The 17,613-nt window shown below is 70.6% G+C and carries 17 protein-coding genes; 8 read left to right on the plus strand and 9 right to left on the minus strand.

All coding sequences use genetic code 11. The annotated features are described in order from the left end of the window. Positions 1-66: 66 nt before the first annotated feature. Positions 67-1,476 carry an APC family permease gene (locus tag AB0M29_RS09715; RefSeq protein ID WP_365381450.1) on the minus strand — a complete coding sequence of 470 codons (1,410 nt, stop codon included), beginning with the start codon at positions 1,474-1,476 and terminating at the stop codon, positions 67-69. A 307-nt stretch (positions 1,477-1,783) separates the two neighbouring features. Continuing rightward, positions 1,784-2,275, minus strand: a complete 492-nt coding sequence (locus AB0M29_RS09720; RefSeq protein ID WP_365381451.1) for a hypothetical protein — start codon at positions 2,273-2,275, stop codon at positions 1,784-1,786. A gap of 159 nt (positions 2,276-2,434) precedes the next feature. On the opposite strand from AB0M29_RS09720, the gene AB0M29_RS09725 reads away from it, so the two are divergent. Next, positions 2,435-3,040, plus strand: coding sequence for a dihydrofolate reductase family protein (locus tag AB0M29_RS09725; RefSeq protein WP_365381453.1), 606 nt, complete (start codon positions 2,435-2,437; stop codon positions 3,038-3,040). Positions 3,041-3,063: 23 nt separating this feature from the next. Here AB0M29_RS09725 and AB0M29_RS09730 read toward each other — a convergent pair whose 3' ends face one another. After that, positions 3,064-3,438, minus strand: a complete 375-nt coding sequence (locus tag AB0M29_RS09730) for a VOC family protein (protein ID WP_365381455.1) — start codon at positions 3,436-3,438, stop codon at positions 3,064-3,066. Between the two features lie 23 nt (positions 3,439-3,461). Further along, positions 3,462-4,034, minus strand: a complete 573-nt coding sequence (locus tag AB0M29_RS09735) for a class I SAM-dependent methyltransferase (protein ID WP_365381457.1) — start codon at positions 4,032-4,034, stop codon at positions 3,462-3,464. 179 nt (positions 4,035-4,213) lie between these two features. Here AB0M29_RS09735 and AB0M29_RS09740 point away from each other — a divergent pair, with 179 nt between their 5' ends. Beyond that, positions 4,214-4,618: a PPOX class F420-dependent oxidoreductase gene (locus AB0M29_RS09740; protein ID WP_365381459.1), complete on the plus strand. Its 405-nt coding sequence runs from the start codon at positions 4,214-4,216 to the stop codon at positions 4,616-4,618. Positions 4,619-4,724: 106 nt separating this feature from the next. On the opposite strand, the gene AB0M29_RS09745 is transcribed toward AB0M29_RS09740, so the two are convergent. Next, positions 4,725-5,177: a CBS domain-containing protein gene (locus tag AB0M29_RS09745; protein ID WP_365381460.1), complete on the minus strand. Its 453-nt coding sequence runs from the start codon at positions 5,175-5,177 to the stop codon at positions 4,725-4,727. A gap of 316 nt (positions 5,178-5,493) precedes the next feature. Further along, a complete protein-coding gene (locus tag AB0M29_RS09750; protein ID WP_365381462.1) occupies positions 5,494-6,435 on the minus strand; it encodes an NADP-dependent oxidoreductase in 942 nt (313 codons plus the stop codon). Between the two features lie 134 nt (positions 6,436-6,569). Here AB0M29_RS09750 and AB0M29_RS09755 point away from each other — a divergent pair, with 134 nt between their 5' ends. Further along, positions 6,570-7,175 carry a helix-turn-helix domain-containing protein gene (locus AB0M29_RS09755; RefSeq protein WP_365381464.1) on the plus strand — a complete coding sequence of 202 codons (606 nt, stop codon included), beginning with the start codon at positions 6,570-6,572 and terminating at the stop codon, positions 7,173-7,175. Between the two features lie 58 nt (positions 7,176-7,233). On the opposite strand, the gene AB0M29_RS09760 is transcribed toward AB0M29_RS09755, so the two are convergent. After that, positions 7,234-8,184, minus strand: coding sequence for an oxidoreductase (locus tag AB0M29_RS09760; protein ID WP_365381465.1), 951 nt, complete (start codon positions 8,182-8,184; stop codon positions 7,234-7,236). Between the two features lie 97 nt (positions 8,185-8,281). Between AB0M29_RS09760 and AB0M29_RS09765 the strand changes: the two genes are divergently transcribed. Next, positions 8,282-8,866 (plus strand): TetR family transcriptional regulator, encoded by a 585-nt coding sequence (locus AB0M29_RS09765; RefSeq protein WP_365381581.1) that lies wholly within the window; start codon positions 8,282-8,284, stop codon positions 8,864-8,866. A gap of 102 nt (positions 8,867-8,968) precedes the next feature. Here AB0M29_RS09765 and AB0M29_RS09770 read toward each other — a convergent pair whose 3' ends face one another. After that, complete coding sequence (locus AB0M29_RS09770) at positions 8,969-11,413, minus strand: SpoIIE family protein phosphatase (RefSeq protein ID WP_365381467.1); 2,445 nt, start codon at positions 11,411-11,413, stop codon at positions 8,969-8,971. Positions 11,414-11,776: 363 nt separating this feature from the next. Between AB0M29_RS09770 and AB0M29_RS09775 the strand changes: the two genes are divergently transcribed. Next, positions 11,777-13,066, plus strand: a complete 1,290-nt coding sequence (locus AB0M29_RS09775) for a glycoside hydrolase family 16 protein (protein ID WP_365381469.1) — start codon at positions 11,777-11,779, stop codon at positions 13,064-13,066. 67 nt (positions 13,067-13,133) lie between these two features. Here AB0M29_RS09775 and AB0M29_RS09780 read toward each other — a convergent pair whose 3' ends face one another. Further along, positions 13,134-14,366 (minus strand): ATP-grasp domain-containing protein, encoded by a 1,233-nt coding sequence (locus tag AB0M29_RS09780; protein ID WP_365381471.1) that lies wholly within the window; start codon positions 14,364-14,366, stop codon positions 13,134-13,136. A 140-nt stretch (positions 14,367-14,506) separates the two neighbouring features. Here AB0M29_RS09780 and AB0M29_RS09785 point away from each other — a divergent pair, with 140 nt between their 5' ends. Genes AB0M29_RS09785 through AB0M29_RS09795 form a run of 3 tightly spaced genes read left to right on the plus strand, consistent with a single transcriptional unit; the run spans position 14,507 to position 17,603 of the window. Next, positions 14,507-15,562, plus strand: a complete 1,056-nt coding sequence (locus AB0M29_RS09785; protein WP_365381472.1) for an aminoglycoside phosphotransferase family protein — start codon at positions 14,507-14,509, stop codon at positions 15,560-15,562. Continuing rightward, positions 15,559-16,785: an NAD(P)-binding domain-containing protein gene (locus tag AB0M29_RS09790; protein WP_365381474.1), complete on the plus strand. Its 1,227-nt coding sequence runs from the start codon at positions 15,559-15,561 to the stop codon at positions 16,783-16,785. The genes AB0M29_RS09785 and AB0M29_RS09790 overlap by 4 nt, the downstream gene beginning before the upstream one ends. Beyond that, a complete protein-coding gene (locus AB0M29_RS09795) occupies positions 16,782-17,603 on the plus strand; it encodes a glycoside hydrolase family 16 protein (protein ID WP_365381476.1) in 822 nt (273 codons plus the stop codon). Before AB0M29_RS09790 ends, AB0M29_RS09795 begins: the two co-directional genes overlap by 4 nt. Positions 17,604-17,613: the final 10 nt, after the last annotated feature.

Below are 17,613 nucleotides of genomic sequence, written 5' to 3' on the forward strand. Positions count from 1 at the left end.
GGCCCTACCGGTCCGGGCGAGGTGGTGCGGGCGGGAGATGCCTGGCGTGGGGTACCGGCCCAACCTCTAGGCAGCGCCGTCGGGTTCGGCGTCCTCGGGGATGCTGACCAGCCAGCGGGTCTCGCGCCGCGGCCGCAGGTACAGCGCCCAGTACAGGGTGGCGACGGCGGTGATGCCGCCGGTCCACACCAGGTACTCCGTCTCCTGCTGGGTCAGGATGTAGGCGAGTACGACGATGAGCAGCACGGGGACGGCGGGCCACAGCGGCATGCGCCAGGCCGCGGCGTGCTGGTGGGCGCCGCGTCGGCAGAGCAGGGCCGCGACGGCGACCAGCAGGTACATGCCGGTGACGGAGACGCCGGTGACACCGTAGAGGGTGTCGAGGTTGACGAAGCACAGGGCCGCGCCCGGGACGCCGACGACGAGGGTGGCCACCCATGGGGAGCCGAACCGGCCGAGCCGGGACAGGCCCCGGTTGACGGGCTCGGGCCACGCCTTGTCGCGGGCGGAGGCGAACAGGACCCGGGAGTTCTGGATGACCATGACGATGCCCGCGTTGATGATGGCCAGGGCGACGCAGAGGCTGATGAAGGTGCCGACGGCGGAGTTCGACCATGCCTCGACCATGCCGCTGAGGTCGCCGCCGGTGAGGGCCGCGAGGTCGGGGGCGCCCATGGTGATGGCGACAACGGGCACCAGGATCACGGCGGTCGAGATGGCGAGCGTGGCGAGTACGGTCCTGGCCACGTTGCGCCGCGGGTCCTCCAGCTCCTCCGACAGGTACACGGCGGTCGAGAAGCCCTGGGTGATGAAGAGGGCGATGGCGAGTCCGGAGATCACCATCATCGCGGTCACCGTGGAGGGCGCGCCGCCCGAACCGGCCACCGAGCCGTGCAGGACGGCCGAGGCGCCGCGCCGGCTGTGGGAGAACCCGAGCACCGCCACGACACCGGCGGCGATGACTTCGAGGACCAGGAAGATGCCGGTGATCCAGGCGTTGGCGCGCAGGTCGAGCAGACCGGCCAGCGTGGCGAGCAGCATCACGCCGGCGCCGGCGACGGGCGAGGGGATATGGGCGATCGGCGAGAGGTAGTCGGCGGTGCCCATCGCGATGACGGGCGGCACGATCATCACCACCAGCAGCGACAGGACGAACACCAGCCATCCGGCGAGCCGTCCGGCCATCGTCGACACCATGGCGTACTCGCCGCCGGCGCTGGGGATGAGGGTGCCCAGCTCCGAGTAGCAGAACGCCACCGCGATACAGAGCAGCGAGCCGATCGCGATGGTGAGGGCGGTATAGGTGCCGAGGGTGGCGAAGAGGTCGGGCACGACGACGAAAAGCGTCGAGGCGGGCGTCACGCAGGACAGCGTGAGGAGCGTGCCGCCCACCACGCCGATGGAACGCTTGAGCTTCTGCGGGGTGGGGCCGGTCGCGGGGGCGAGTGCCTGGGGGGCGCTGAGCGTGTCCGTCAACGTCTGGTTCCGATCGACTGGTGCGGTTCCGATACCGGGAGCGGGAGGGCCTCCGTGGGCGCGGTGGTCGAGGAATGGGCGGATCCCGGGTGCCGATATGCAATCCTTCGCGGAACCGCAGGTCAATAGCCTCCAACCTACGAAATCCGCACATCAACTCCCACTCGGCAACGATTTTCGGCGTCTAAGGCGTGTCAGCGCAGGCGAATCCGGAGGTACGGGAACCGCAGCGCCCCCTCCGAAGTTCGTCCTCAACTTTCGGCCGTACGGCCCGCTCCGCGCGCGCCCGGCCCCGTGATCAGCGGCGTCAAAGCGTGTGCTTGTGCATCACGTCCAGGTAGTGGCGGTCGCGGTGCGGCACATCGTTGCCGCTGCGCGGAAGGCCGAACACCGCGCAGACGTCGGCGGGCCGCGTGACGATGCTGGACTGCTCGCCGAAGGTGAGAGCGTCGTTCACGTGGTTCTCACAGCCCGCGGCGTCCAGAGCCATGACCAGCTCCTCGCGGAGCACAGCCGCCTCGAAGGACTCCGACGCGGGAAGGACGAGATGCGGCAGGTTCGCGGTCTTTCCGGGCCACAGCCTGATCCAGATCCCGCTGACCGCCCCCTGGGTGACGACCAGCTCCAGTCCGTCCCAGGCATACGGGTACCCGTCGATGTCGGGCCCCTTCATGAGGATGGCGGGGTGCGGACGCCCCGGACCGAGGAGGTCCACGGCCTCCGTCAGCGGCATTCCGCAGTGCAGCGGCCCGATCCGGCCGGTGCGGGCGAAACCGACGAGGACATCCATCAAGGTCACGGCGGTGACTGTGCCACGCGCGTGCACGGCTTCGCACGCGGATATCGGCTCGGCCGGCGGGCAGCGGCGACCGGCAGCCGCACGAGGGATTCTCGGCGGCGTTCCGCCGATGAGTTTCCGGCGGTCGTGGCGTCTACCCCTCGACGAAAGGAGCGCACCGTGCGCCAGATCATCGTTTGCACGTTCCTGACCCTGGACGGCGTCATGCAGGCGCCGGGCGGCCCGGACGAGGACACCCAGAGCGGCTTCGAGCACGGCGGCTGGCAGAAGCCGGTGACCGACGACGAGGTCGGGGCGGCCATCTTCGGTTGGTACGAGCCCTCCGACGCGATGCTGCTCGGCCGCAAGACGTACGACATCTTCGCCTCGTACTGGCCGGACGCCGATCCCGACAACCCGTTCACCCAGCGAATGAACAGCATGGACAAGTACGTGGCTTCCCGAACCCTGACGTCCGTCCAGTGGCAGAACTCCCATCTGCTGGAGGGCGACACCGTCGATGCCGTACGCAGGCTCAAGGCGTCCGACGGCGGCAACATCAACGTCGTGGGCAGCGGCGACCTCGCCCAGACCCTCATGCGGCACGACCTCGTCGACGAGTACCGGCTGACCATCCACCCGGTGATCATCGGCACCGGCAAGCGGCTGTTCGCCGACGGGGCGATCCCCACCTCCCTGGAGCCGGTCAGCGTCACGGCGACGAAGGGCGGCACCGTCGTCGGCGTCTACCGGCCCAAGGGCAAGCCCACCTACGACAGCTACTAGGCGCGTTGAACCGTCGGCCGCGGTCAGGATCCGGGCAGGAAGAGGCAGAACATGTGGCCGTGCGGATCCCGCAGCACCCGGACGCCGTCCTGAGGCTGATGAGCCTCCACACTCGCTCCCAGCGCGACCGCCCGCGACGTCTCGGCGTCAAGGTCGTCGACCAGGAGATCGAGGTGCGCCTGCATCTGCTGCGCACCGGGCCGCTGCGGCCACACCGGCGGCACGTGATCGGCCTCGTACTGGAAACTCAGCCCCGGCCGCTCACGCTCCGGATCCCGCAGCCGCACCCACTCCGGTTCCCGGTCCACCTCCTCCCATCCGAGCAGCGCACGGTAGAAGTCGGCGAGCACGGCCGGTTCCGGCGTCCCCAGAACGACAGCGCCGAAGGTCACGGTCATAGGGGTCCTCCTGGTGGCACGGGCTAAGGGCGGCGGGTCGCGACAAGTGCTGAGGTGGCGGGGGTGGTGAGGACTTCGGTGGCCTCCAGGGCGGGATGGGTGAGGTAGAAGAGGCGGAGCTCGTCCACTTCGCCGCCGAAGCGGGGCGGCCAATCAGGGGAGGGCGTGAAGTCGTCCAGGATGAGGAGGCCACCGGGGGCGAGCAGGTCGACGACCTGCTCAGGGGCGTCGCGCTTGCCTCCGCCGTCGCAGAAGAAGACGTCGAAGGGGGCGTGGCGCTCAAGGAGGTGCCAGTCGCCGGTGAGGACGCTGACACGGTCGTCGTCGGCGAAGACGCCGGCCGCTCGACGGGCCAGCTCCTCATCACGCTCCACGGTGATGAGGCGGGCTCCGGCGCCGAGGCCACTGTGCAGCCAGGCGGTGCCCACTCCGGAGCCGGTGCCGCTCTCCGCGACGACCCCGTGCGGCTTCGCGGCGGCGGCCAGGCTGAGCAGCCTGCCGACTTCCGGAGTGCAGCTCTGCTGGAATCCCGCCTCGACCGCGACAAGCTCCGCCTCCTGCACGCGGGCCGGAACCGCACGTCCTGCCATGATCACGCTCCCCCTTTGCCGGTACGCATGACGCTATCCGCCGGCGATGGCGGCCGCACCGGGTTCGGCCTGCCCGGGGGCCGAGGCCGACAGCGCCACGCCCACGGTTCGGCGGTTGCCGCAAAAGTGCAGTAAATGGAGGTAAGAGGGAAGAAATCACTCATACCCCCCAGAAGGGACCCACCTTGTCCGCTGTACTCGGTGACAAGCTCAAGGAGCTGCTCGACAGCCCCGTCTTCGTCAACATCGCCACCATCCAACCCGACGGGAGCCCTCAGGTGTCCCCGGTCTGGGTGAAGCGCGACGGCAACGACGTGCTGATCTCGACGACCGTCGGACGCCGCAAGGAGGCCAACCTCCGTCGCGACCCCCGCGTCACCGTGCTCCTCCAACGCTTCGACTCCCCGTACGAGTACGCCGAGATCCGCGGCACCGCCGAACTCACCACCGAGGGCGGCCAGGAGCTGATCGACGAGCTCTCACAGAAGTACACCGGCAAGATGTACCGCGAGTTCAACCCCGACTCGGTCAACGACGCCCCACGCGTGGTCGTCCGGGTCACCCCGCGGAAGGTCGTCGGGATGCACTGAGCCCCATCGTCGCCACACACCGCGCCTCGCGACCGGGAAGGTCGTGGGGCGCCGGCGTGGACCACAACGAAGGCGCCGTGCCACGCGACCGCGGACCGGCTCGGGGTCAGTGACTGGACAGGGCGTGCAGCAGGTGCCCGACCTGCGGGGCGGGCAGTGCTCGCGCCACGTCGGCCTGGGCGATCATGCCGATGAGGCGGTGCCCTTCGATGACGGGCAGCCTGCGGACCTTGTGGGCGGCCATCGTCTCCAGGACCTGGTCCGCGGGGTCGTCGGCGCTGATCGTCACGGCCTCGCCCTGGGCCAGGTCCCCGGCCAGGGTGCCGGCGGGGTCCTTGCCCGCGGCGATGACCTTGGTGACGATGTCGCGGTCGGTGAGCATCCCCGTGAGGCGGTCGTCCGCGCCGCGGATCGGCAGCGCGCCGACGTCGAGCTCGGCCATCTTCCGCGCGGCCCGCAGCACCGGTTCGTGCTCGCCGATGCACTCGGCGCCGGGCGTCATCAGGTCACGTGCCGTCTTGGTACCCGGCTTGGACAGATACCGCGGGTTGGGGCTCATGCGCGGCCCCGTCCGGAGACGTCAGCCTTCGGCGGGGCCTGGATCCGGTCGAAGGGTTCCTCCACCCCGCGGTGATCCGGCAGGAGTTCCGCGATGACCTTTCCGCCCAGTCCCATCTCCGTCGCCTTTCGTCTGGCCGCTGTCGTCACGCGTCCGACCGGCTCCGGCCGACCCCGCATCCGTTCCCGGCGCGAGCCGGCCGATAACTCGGCCGTAGGAGGGAGCCGCTACGCGGGGCGCGCGTGCTCCGCAGAGGCGCCTTCGACCAGCGCGTGCACCCCCTCACCGAGCGGCAGAGGTCGTCCCATGCCCGCGGTCACGCCGGGATGGTGATCACCGTCTTGCCGCGCGCGCCGCCGCGCTCCACCTTCTGGAGGGCCTCGACGGTCTCGGCCAGCGGGAAGGTCGTCTCCACGAGCGGCCGGAGTTCGCCGGAGGCGGCCAGGCGGCCCAGCTTGGCCAGTTGCTCGCCGTGCGGACGCATCATGAAGGTGCGGACGTCGACGTTCCACTTCGCCTTCTTGTCGTCCGCGTCGGCGATCGGCAGGATCGACACCAGGGTGCCGCCGGGCTTGAGGACCTGGAAGGAAGCGTCCTGGGCGGGCCCGCCCACGGTGTCGAAGACGACGTCGACGTCGACGTCGGACAGGACCTGTTCGAACCGCTCGGCGCGGTAGTCGATGACCTGGTCGGCCCCCAGGTCGCGGACGAGTGCGGCGCTGTCGGCGCTCGCGGTGGCCACGACCTCGGCGCCCAGGTGCTTGGCGAGCTGGACGGCGACCGAGCCGACGCCGCCGGCACCGCCGTGGATCAGGACCCGGGTGCCGGGACCGACGTCGGCCTGCTCGGTGAGCGCCTGCCAGGCGGTGAGCCCGACCAGCGGCAGCGAGGCCGCCTCGACGAAGGACAGCGTCCCGGGCTTGGCGGCGACCAGCGACTGGTCGACGGCGACGTACTCGGCGAAGGCCCCGCCCACGCGGGGGTCGACCCGGGCGAAGACCTCGTCGCCCACGGCGAAGCCGGTGACCTCGGCGCCGACGGCGGCGACGACGCCGGCCGTCTCGTTGCCGATGACGACGGGCTGCGTGAGCTCCCCGGCCCGCAGGTAGCCCTTGACGATCAGGTGGTCGACCGGGTTGACGCCCGCGGCCCGCGCCTCGATGAGTACGTCTCGCGGCCCGACGGTGGGCTTCGGCGCCTCGGCGACCGTCACGACGTCGCCGACCTGGCCGTACTGCTGGATGACCGCTGCCTTCATGGGAACTCCTTGATCAAAAATCATCTGCACTGGTGGTTCGGGGCTCACGGACCGCGACACGGCAGTTCCGGACCTCTCGTTCCATAACTTACGCGTTCTGGAACGAGAGGTCAAATACTGCTATCTTTGATCCCATGGCCAGACCCCGGACGTTCGACGAGGACGCGATACTCGACCGCGCGATGCTGCTCTTCTGGCGCAAGGGCTACGAGGCCACGGCGATGAGCGACCTGGTGAGCGAGCTCGGCCTGGGTCGCGGCTCGATCTACGCGGCCTTCGGCGACAAGCACCAGCTCTTCATCCGCGCACTCACCCGGTACCTCAACCGCCAGGACACCTTGCTGACCACCGCGCTGGGCACGGAAGGACCGGCCGTCGCCCAACTGCGTGGCGTCCTGGACCGGCTGCTGGCCGCCGACGCGGCCTGCGGGAACGCCGGATGCTTCAGCGTCAACAGCATCGCCGAGCTCCTCCCCCACGACCAGGACGTCGCCGCCCTCGCCCAGCGCAGCCTGCGCATCGCCGAGGAAGCGTTCACCCGGCAGCTCGAACGCGCCGCACACGACGGCGAGCTCTCCTCGCTCATCACCCCCGCCGAAGGCGCACGGCTGCTGATCACCCTGATCCAGGGCATGCAGATCGTCCGCAAGATCGACCCGGACCCCGCGCGCACCGCGGCCTGCCTCGACTCCGCCTTCACCCTGCTCACCAGGGAACCCGCGACCGTGGCCACCGCCTGAGTCCGACCGGCCCACCTCTCTCCGGGCGCTCCTCTCGGCCGACCCGGATTCCCGACCTTCACGGGGACTGCCGGCCGGAAGGAGACGGCAACGGGAAGCGCACCTGCGTGAGGCGTTCCGACAGCTCCCAGAGGCGGCGGCCGGTCTCCGGATCGGCCGCCTCGCCGGACAACCGCACCCGCGTCGGATGGCCGCGCAGTTCGGCGATGCCGTCCGGCCCGATGAACTCACCGCCCTTCGCCTCGGGGGCGGTGGCCGCGTACAGCTGCGGCAGCGCGCCCTTTTCCGGCCGTTGGGCGAGCGGGGCGAGGACGAAGCCGAACAGCACCTTCACCCTGCCGACCGGCGCGCTCGTCTGCAGATTGGTGGCGGTGTAGCCGGGGTGAGCGAGCAGACTGCGTATCGGGCTCCCGGCCGCGGTCAGCCTCCGGTGGAGTTCCCACCCGAAGACGGCGTTGGCGAACTTCGACTGGTTGTAGAACCCCATGGGGGAGTACTTCTTCTCGCCGGAGAGGTCGTCGAGAAAGAGGCGTCCCTGCCGGTGATTGGCCGAACTCACCGTGACCACGCGGGGATCGACGCCATCGGCCAGGAGGTCGAGCAGCAGTCCCGTGAGCGCGAAGTGGCCGAGGTGGTTGGCGGCGAACTGCGACTCGTGGCCCTGGGCGCTCAATGAGCGCGGGGGCGCCATCACCCCGGCGTTGTTCACGAGCACGTCCAGCCGCGGGTGATCCGCGCGTATCCGGTCGGCGAACGCACGCACCGCATCGAGATCCGCCAGGTCGAGCCGCCGTACCTCCAGGCCGGCGCCGGGCTGCTCGGCGGTGATCTCCTCGGCGGCCCGGCGACCCTTCGCCTCGTCCCGCACCGCGAGTATCACGTGGCCACCCCTGCGGGCGAGTGCCCGAGCGGTCGCCAGGCCGAGGCCGCTGTTGGCCCCCGTGACGACGGCCACCCTCGCGCTCTGGTCCGGGATCTGGTCGGCAGTCCATCGTTGATCTTTCTTCATGCGACACACACTGCCAACGGTGTCACTTGGTGTCAAGATGGCACTCAATGACATTCATGGCACGAGATAGAGTGCTCTCGTGACCTCTCCTCTCCCCATGGCCGAGCGAAAGCGCCGGCTCGTCTCCAGCGAACTGAGCGAAGCGGCGCTGCAACTGCTGGCGCTCAAGGGGTTCGACGCGGTCACGATCGACGAGATCGCGGCCGCCGCGGGCGTGTCCAAGCGCACCTTCTTCCGGCACTTCGCCTCGAAGGAGGACGTCGTCGTCCAGTTCCTCACCGACATGGGAGCCGGCATGCGCGCGGAGCTGGCCGCTCGCCCCGTCGCGGAGCCGCCGTCCGTGGCGCTACGGCACGCCGTCTGGGTCTCCCTGGCCGCCTGCGCCGCACATTCCGAGCGGGCGCTGCGCGTGGTCCAGTTGATTCTGCGCACCCCCGCCTTGCGCGCGCGCTTTCTGGAACGCCAGGACCAGTGGTGCGACGACGTGGCGGCGGAGTTGGCGCGGCGCCTGGACCTCGACCCGGACGTCGCTCTCTATCCGGGGCTGGCCGCCCGGATGGCACTCGCCGCGTTCGACACCGTGCTGCAACGATGGAGCGCCAGCGACGGCGCCGAGGACCCGGCCGAACTCACCGACCGGGCCTTCACCACCATCACCCCCGCCTTGGACGCCGTCGCGTGAGCCGCACGCGGCGTCGTCGAGCGACGCCCAGCCGCCGTTGAGGCAGCGGCCGCTGCGCCGCGTGGGCACGGCACCGCCGCCACGGACGCGTCCGGGACACTGCTACGCCCCGCCGTCGCGACCGCTTGCGGGCAGGGGCTGTTCGGCCCAGATGGTCTTGCCGTCCCTCGTGTAGCGGGTTCCCCAGCGTTGGGCGCACTGGGCCACCAGGAAGAGTCCTCGTCCGCCTTCGTCATGGGTGTGGGCGCGGCGCAGGTGGGGGCTGGTGTGGCTGCCGTCGGAGACTTCGAGGATCAGGTTCACGTCCCGGATGAGGCGGAGGCCGACCGGGCCGGACGCGTGGCGGATGGCGTTGGTCACCAGTTCGCTGACGATGAGTTCGGCGGTGAAGGCCATCTCTTCCAGATCCCAGGCGGCGAGTTGCCGGGTGGTACGGGACCGGGCTTCGGCCACGGCGGTGAGTTCGCGGGGCAGGCGCCAGGCCGCGACGTCCGCTTCGTTGAGGGGCCGGGGCCGCGCGACGAGAAAGGCGACATCGTCGCGGGGACGGTCCGGGAGCAGAAGGCGCTCCATGCCGTCGCAGATCTCCTCCAGAGGGCGGTCGGGATACGCCAGCGCGAAGGCCAACCGGGTGAAGCCGGTGTCGATGTCCCGGTCCGAGGACGCGGTGATGAGGCCGTCGGTGTAGAAGGCGAGGACGCTTCCGTCCGGAACCGGTACCTGCGTGCATTCGAAGGGCAGACCACCGAGCCCGAGTGGGGGGCCTGCTGGTACCTCGAGGAACTCGACGGCTTTGTCGGGGTGGGCCATGGCCGGTGGGGGATGTCCCGCGCGCGCTATGTCGGCGGTGCGGGAGATGGGGTCGTACACGCAGTACAGGCAGGTGGCCCCGATCACCCCCGGGCCGTCGCGGCCCGCGGGTTCCTCCTCGTCGAGGTGGCCGACCAGGTCGTCGAGGTGGGAGAGCACCTCGTCGGGCGGCAGGTCCAGATCGGCCAGCGTCTGTACGGCGGTGCGCAGCCGTCCCATGGTGGCGGCCGCGTTCAGCCCGTGGCCGACGACATCGCCGACGACCAGCCCGACGCGCGTGCCGGACAGGGGCAGCACATCGAACCAGTCTCCGCCGACGCCGGCGTAGGTGTCGGCGGGCAGGTAGCGGTAGGCGACCTCCACGGCCGTCGGAGCGGGCAGGTCCTTCGGGAGCAGGTCGCGCTGGAGGGACAGGGCCGCGTGGTGCTCGCGTGCGAAGCGCCGGGCGTTGTCGATGCAGACGGTCGCACGGGCGGCGAGTTCCTCGACGAGGAGCAGGTCGTCGGCGTCGAAGGCGTCAGGATGCTTCCACCGCACCAAGGTGGCCACGCCCATGGTCACGCCGCGGGCGCGCAGCGGGACGACCATGTGGGAGTGGATGCCGACCTCCCGCAGCTTCGCCGAACGCGCCGCGTCCTGGGACAGCCAGAAAGTGGTCAGGTCCACGACGGGGTCCAGCACGGGACGGCCCGTGGCGACGCAGCGGTACTGGGGCGACATCTCGGGGTAGGTGACCGCCGCCCCCACAGGGACCACGGATTCCGGGCGATCCTCCCGGATGGACTGCTCGGCGCGCCGGAGCAGTTCGGCGGATCCGGCCATGAGCGCCGGGTCGAGCTCCTCGCCGTGGACGACGGCGCTCGACAGATCGACGGCGACGAAGTCGGCGACCCGCGGAACCAGGACGTCGGCGAGTTCCTGGACGGTGCGGTCGAGATCCAGCGTGCTGCCGATACGGACACCGGCCTCGTTGATCAGCGCGAGGTGCCGTCGCGCACGGTAGTAGCCGGTGACATCGAGTACGGCCTGGCCCAGGCCCACGGTGTGACCTGCGGGGTCCTGCAGCCTGAAGGACGAACGGGAGCAGACGTGCGGCACATGGGCAGCGGCGTCCCGGGGGTCGACATGGGAGACGACGACCTGTGGCTCACCGGTCTCCAGCACCTCCCGGGCGCGGGCTTCCGTCATCGGGCCCGCCTCTTCGGGGACGGTGTCGCGCAGTGCGCGTCCCAGCCGTAGCCGTGCGGGGACACCGTCCATGCGCTCCAGGGCCGGGTTGATCATGGCGAGCCTCAGTTGCGGGTCCACGACGGCCAACCCGATCGGCGACTGGGTGAACAGTGCGCTCAGGATCGCGTGCTCGCGCTCCCGCACCTGTGAAACGGCGGGGTCGGTGGCCACGACGAGCCAACCGGCCGTGCGATCGGGGCCCAGCGGGCAGATCTGCGCCCTGATCTCCAGACGGTGACCGTCGCGGTGCCGCACGGTGAGCGAGCCCGCCCAGCCGACTCCGAAGCGCCGCTCAGCCGCCATCCCGTGCTCGTCCCACGGGATCGCCAGCACTTCCGTGACCGGGCGTGCCGTCACGTCCGTCGCCGCGTAGCCGAACAGCGCCTCGGCGCCACCGCTCCAGTGCCGCACGAGACCGTCCGGGCCCACCACCACGACTGCGGCATCCGCGGCGTCGAATCGATGACCGTCGGCGCACGCGTCCGGTTCGATTTCAGGTGATCCCACCCCTCAATGGTGCATCCGTTCAGCTCGGCGGACCGAGCAACCGGACGGTATGCCGCGAATGCCGTCAATCGTGGCATACGCACTCCCCGTGAAGCGCGGGGACCGCATGAACTGACTGTGCGTCAGGCTCACTCCGGGCTTTGCGATTCAGCACGTATGCCCGAAATATCCGCGACGTGGCGGACGTCACTCGGTCCGGACCGACAGGGCCAACTCGACTGCGCGACAAGAATTTCCCAGCGGTTTAACGGTGTTTCGACGGCGCCCCGGCACTTGCGGATAAGAGGCGCCTCGCGCAGAGTCCATCACCGGTCAGTCCACCATTTCTCATCTGTTGAGCATGGTTCAGGTGTCGCAAGGGGGGTGAAAGGTCACGCGTACATGCCAATGAATTACACAGCTGGTATTCCGCGCCACCGCCGCCCCCGCGGGGCGCGCACAAAGCTGGGAGTGCTCGCGCTCGCCACTGCCGCGGTCGCCGCGGGCGTCCTCACGCAAACGAACCGGGCGGAAGCAGCCACCACCAATGTCGTGGTGGATTCCCTGTCCGTGTCATCGGCCTCGAACGGACAGCTCAAAGCCACTGCCACCGTGCACAGCGCCAGGGCGGTCAGGTTGCAGGCGCTCACTGTCGCCGTGCGATCGGCCAAGGGTGCCAACTACGACTTTCCCGGAGCCATCGCGCCCACGGTCGGAGCGCAACCCACCACGTACACCTCGGGCGCGAGGGCATTCCCCGCGGGCACTTATACCTATTACGTGGCGTACAAGTACCGCGACAGCTGGCACAGTCTCTCGCCGGTGAAGTCCCTCACCTCCGGCACCGGCTCCAGCACGACGCCGACGGCCACCCCGACGCCCTCGGCGTCGGCTCCCACCGCCCCGGCCACGCCCACCGCGTCCCCCACGCCGACATCGACGCCGACCCCCAGCGCGACGTCCTCCGCGCCGTCCACGGGCGGCGCCGTGCCGGTCGGCATCGGCGGCACGTGGCACCAGGTGTTCAGCGACGAATTCAACGGCTCGAGTCTGGACAGCTCGAAGTGGAATGCGAACTGGTTCGGTTGTTCCGGCTGCACCACCAAGCCGCCGAACACCGCTGAAGGGTCGGCGTATTCACCGTCGCAGGTCAGCGTCAGCAACGGATCCCTTCACCTCAAGCTCGCCGCGCAGTCGACGACCGTCGGCGGGAAGACGTATCCCAACGTTTCCGGTCTGGTGACGACCAACGGCAAGGCGCAGTTCACCTACGGTGCTTTCGAGGCGCGTATCTATACGCCGTCGTCCGGGTCGCAGATGGCCAACTGGCCGTCCTTCTGGGCGGACGGGCAGAACTGGCCGACCGATGGCGAGATGGACGTGCTGGAAGGGCTGGGCGGCTCGGCCTGCTATCACTTCCATTCCACGGCGGGCGGTCCGGGAGCGTGTGCTTCGGGCACCTACTCCGGCGGATGGCACACGTTCGGCGCCGAATGGAAGCCGGGCTCGGTCACGTACTACTACGACGGCAAGCAGGTCGGTCAGATCACTTCCGGGATCACCTCGGCCCCGATGTATCTGATCCTCAACAACGCCATCAACCCGAGCCACAGTGCGACCAACGTGGTTCCGGCCGACATGATGGTCGACTACGTCAGGGTCTGGCAGCACTGACCCCAGATCACGCGCACTGGGCGCCGGCCGCATCCCGCGGTCGGCGCCCATCGCGTTGTCCGCCTCGTCAGCGGCACCCGGCGGGCTCCGCGCGCTCCGGCCGCAGCAGGCGCCACGTCACCCGCGCTGCGAACCGGACCGCCTCGGCCGCGGACGGCAGCGGGTCGTCGCGGCAGAGCCAGGCCCGTTCGGTCGGGCGCTCGCTGCGGAGGTCGGGAGGCAGGCGGCGCTCGTGGCGCAGCCAGGCCGCCGCCGAGGCGAAGTCCAGCTGCCCGGCGACGAAGACCCGGCCCTCGGCCTGGGCACCGTCCGGCACGGGGCGGCCGGTCAGATCGAGGTGCATGGCGCGGACCACGTCGACGCCGTGGACGTTCTCGAAGAGGCGGAACTGGGCGCCGGTGCGCGGGTTGAAGTCGACGAGCTTGTACTGACCGTCCCTGCGGTCGTAGCGCCAGTCGAGGTCCGCCAGTCCGCTGTAGCCGATGCGGCGGCACAGCCGCTCGGCCAGGCGGGCGAGTTCGGGGTTGCGCAGTGCCACCGCCCGCGCGGTCATGCCCGCGTACGGGGGCCACGAGCGCAGTTTCAGGCCGGTGAACAGCACCCGCGGCACACCGCCCGCACCGCAGTAGATGTGGGTGATCCAGTCCTCCGCCTGCTGCCGGGGGATGTACTCCTGCACCAGGACGGGCGGCGGCGCGGCCTTCGGGAAGCGGGCGAGCAGCTCGCGTTCGCCGGAGACGACGGTGGTGGTGCCGCGGACGGCCGGGGTGCGGAGGCGGCTGAACGGGGCGAGGTTCTTGAGTACCAGCGGATAGCCGAGTTCGCGCCCGGCGTCGATGAGGGTGTCGCGGCTGTCAGGGGCGTGTGACCTGGGCGAGGGCACGCCGGTCTCGGCGCAGATCCGGTGCAGGCCGGCCTTGCAGGCCAGCAGGCGCGGCAGGTGGGCGGGCACGGGCGGGATCAGGAAGCATTCCTTCAGCCGGTCGGCGTACTCCGCGAGCAGGATCGCGGCCTCGTCGTCGGTGGGCACCGCCACACACCGGGTGCCGATCTTCCGGCCGATGGAGAGCAGGCCGTCCGCGAGCCGCTCCGGGTCCTCGCAGCCGGTCGTCGGCCATACGATGCCGCTCGTCAGATGGCGGGAGAGGGCGACCGGGGTGAAGCGGTCCTCGACGATGGCGTGGACCGGCACGCCCAGCCGTCCCACTGTGCGCACCACGCCCAGGCTGCCGTGGTGCAGGGGATAGTTGCCGATTCTGGCGAGGAGCACCGGCACCCCGTTGTCCAGCAAGAAGACCACCCGGCCCTCTCCAGGAAGTTCCCCCCGAAAGGGACTAACATGGATCAAGATCCTCTATCTACTCAATGGTGACAGATCGTCCCCATTCATTCTCCCCGGCAAGCGCGGGTCGCGCCGCGGACGGCCCGGCAAGGTCTGGTATGAAGACACCCGCCACGATGTCCTCGCTCTCCGGTCTGCTGCCCCTGTACTTCCCGCGCGCGCTGGCCGGCCTCGACGACCGCCTCCGGGCCCACTGGCTCATGCGCGGCGCCGCCCCCGGGGACATCAGCGTGGTCCGGCGGCCTTCCCTGCCCCAGGCGGGACTGCTGGTGTTCGAGCTGCGCCGCGAAGCGGGAAGCCTGCTGGTCAAACACCCCAGGAACGAGGCCGGGGCCGCCGTCACCGCACGGGAACGGGAAGTACTGCAGGAGCTCGACGCGGACCCACGGCTCGCCCCTTGGCGCGCGCTCCTGCCCCGCGTCGTCGGCTCCCCCGAGCCCACCGGCACCCTCGCCCAGAACATGCTCCCGGGCATCCCGGCGGAGCGGCTGATCCTGGACACCCCCGACGACCCCTACGACGTCATCGCTCCCGCCATGCACCTGCTGGCGGACCTGCGGGCCGCCACCGGGCGCCGCCGTACGGCAGCCGACAAGGCCCCGGCCTGGTGCGAGGCGCAGCTGACGGACCTGTCGGCCGGAATGCCGCGCTACCGGTCAGGGCGGAGAGCGGCCTCCTTCGAGGCCCTGCGCCACCGGCTGGACGCGGCCCTGGCCGGAGCGGAGCTCACCGAGGGCTGGACCCACGGTGACTACCACCCCGGCAACGTGCTGCTCGGCGGCGCCCCTCTCCACGTCACCGGTGTCTTCGACTGGAGCAGCGGCCGGGCCGACGGGCCGTGCGAGATCGACGCCTACTCCTTCGTGGTGGCCCTGCGCAGCACCCTCACCGGCCGCCCGCTGGGCGGCCTGGTCGCCGAGACCTTGCGCACCGGCCGCGTACCGGAATCCGAGCGCGCCCTGCTCGCGCTGGCCGGAGTGGACCCGGACCACGGTGTCCACGACCCGGTGGCGATCCCCCTGCTGAGCTGGCTGTGGCACGTGGCGAACAACGTCCGCAAATCCCCCAGGTTCGGCCGCAGCTACGGGTGGCTCACCCACACCGTCGCACCCGTGCTCGACGAATGCGCCCGCTGGGCCGGTGCGCGGCCGTGAACGCCCCGGCGCGGCCGCCCACCGTCGTCATCGGGACGGGCCCCTACGGGCTCGCCACCGCCGCCTGGCTGAGCGCGGCAGGAACACCACGGCGGGTGTTCGGTGAACCCATGCGGTGCTGGCACACCAACATGCCCGCGGGGATGTATCTCAAATCCGTCCCCGCCGCCTCCTCCCTCTCCGCGCCGGAGCCCGGCTACCGTCTCGCGGACTTCCGTGCCGCGCGGGGACTCGGTCCCGTCGGCGACCGGTATCCCATCCCCGTCGAGGAGATGACCGCCTACGGGCAGTGGTTCCAGCAGCGCCGCGTCCCGGAAGTGGAGCGCCTGCAGGTGAGCGGTGTCGCGCCCGCGGACGGGCTGTTCGCCGTCACCCTGGACTCCGGTGAGGAGTTCCTCGCCGAGAACGTGGTGATGGCCACCGGGCAGGTCCCGTTCGCCCACGAGCCCGCCGAACTGACCGGCCGCCTCCCGCGGGACCTGGTCTCGCACACCAGTGAGCACCATGACCTGACCCGGTTCTCCGGGCAGCGGGTCGCCGTCCTCGGCGGCGGGCAGTCGGCCCTGGAGAGCGCCGCGCTGCTGTACGAGGCCGGGGCCCGTCCCACCGTGCTCGTCCGCGCCGCGTCCGTCGCGTTCGGCAGCCCGCCCGGCACCGACCGGCCCTCCGAAAGGCCGCGCCCGGTACGGATCGTCAAGCCCGGCTCGCCGCTGGGTCCCGGCTGGTCGCTGCTGGCGTGCAGCTACGGCGGCGGCGCCTTCCACCATCTGCCGCAGGAGCTGCGGATGCGGCTGGTGCGCCAGGTGCTCGGCCCGTCCGGCGCCTGGTGGCTGGGCAACCGTGTGGACGGCCACGTCCCCGTGCTGTGCGGCCGTACGGTCCGCTCCGCGAGGGCCGAGGACGGCGCGGTGTGCCTGGAGGTCATGGACGCCGGGCGGCGCACGCAGGTGCTGCGGGCCGACCATCTGCTGCTGGCCACGGGCTACCGGGTGGACGTCGACCGGCTCGCGCTGCTGGCACCCGAACTGCGCCGGGAGGTAAGGACGTTCCACGGCGCACCGCGGCTGTCACCGGGCTTCGAGTCCTCCGTGCCCGGGCTGTACTTCACCGGCCTGGCCGCCGCCCCCACCTTCGGCCCCGTGCTGCGGTTCGTCGCCGGCACCGGATTCGCCGCGCGCCGGGTGGCGCGCTCCGTCGCGGCCGGGACCCGCACCCGGTCATGAGGTCACGGGGAGCGGTGCTGCTCGGTGTGCTCATGCTGCTGCTGGTGGCATGCGGTGCCTCCGGCACCTCGCCCGCGGCCGGGGGAACCCAGCCCGCGGCGCCCGGCAACTGGCGGCTGGTCTTCCATGACGACTTCAACGGCTCACGTCTCGACAAGGGCCGCTGGGCCACGTGTTACGACTGGAACGACCACGGCTGCACCATCACCTCCAACAACGAACTGGAGTGGTACCAGCCCGGTCAGGTGGCCGTGGGCGGGGGGAAACTGACCCTCAGCGCGGAGCGCCGGGCGACCCGTGGCAGCGACGGAAAGGTCTACCCCTGGACGTCCGGCATGGTCTCCACCGGCCGGGACAACTGGTACGCCCAGCCCCGGGAGACCTTCACCTACGGCTACTTCGAGGCGGCGATCCGCATCCCGGCGCAGGGCGGGATGACACCGGAGTTCTGGATGATGCCCGCGAGCCGCTACACCCCGCCCGAGATCGACATCATGGAGTTCCTCGGCACCACGGACCGGCTGGGGATGTTCGTGCACTGGCGCAACGCCGACGGCGACGCCAGGAAGCAACGCGGCACCTTTGCCCACACCGGATTTCCCGGCGGCTACCACGTCTTCTCGGTGGACTGGGAGAAGGACAAGCTCGTCTGGTACGTCGACGGGGTCGAGCGGTTCCGGGTGACCGACCCCGAGCGCATCCCCCACGTGCCCATGGAGGTCCTGCTCAACCTGGCCGTCGGCCTCCCCAGCACCCCGCCCCCGGGCACCAACTCGGCGCAGATGGGCGTGGACTGGGTCCGGGTCTGGCAGCACTGACACACCGTCA

Origin of the sequence: Streptomyces sp. NPDC051976, from assembly GCF_040680795.1 — a bacterium.
Lineage (GTDB): Bacteria > Actinomycetota > Actinomycetes > Streptomycetales > Streptomycetaceae > Actinacidiphila.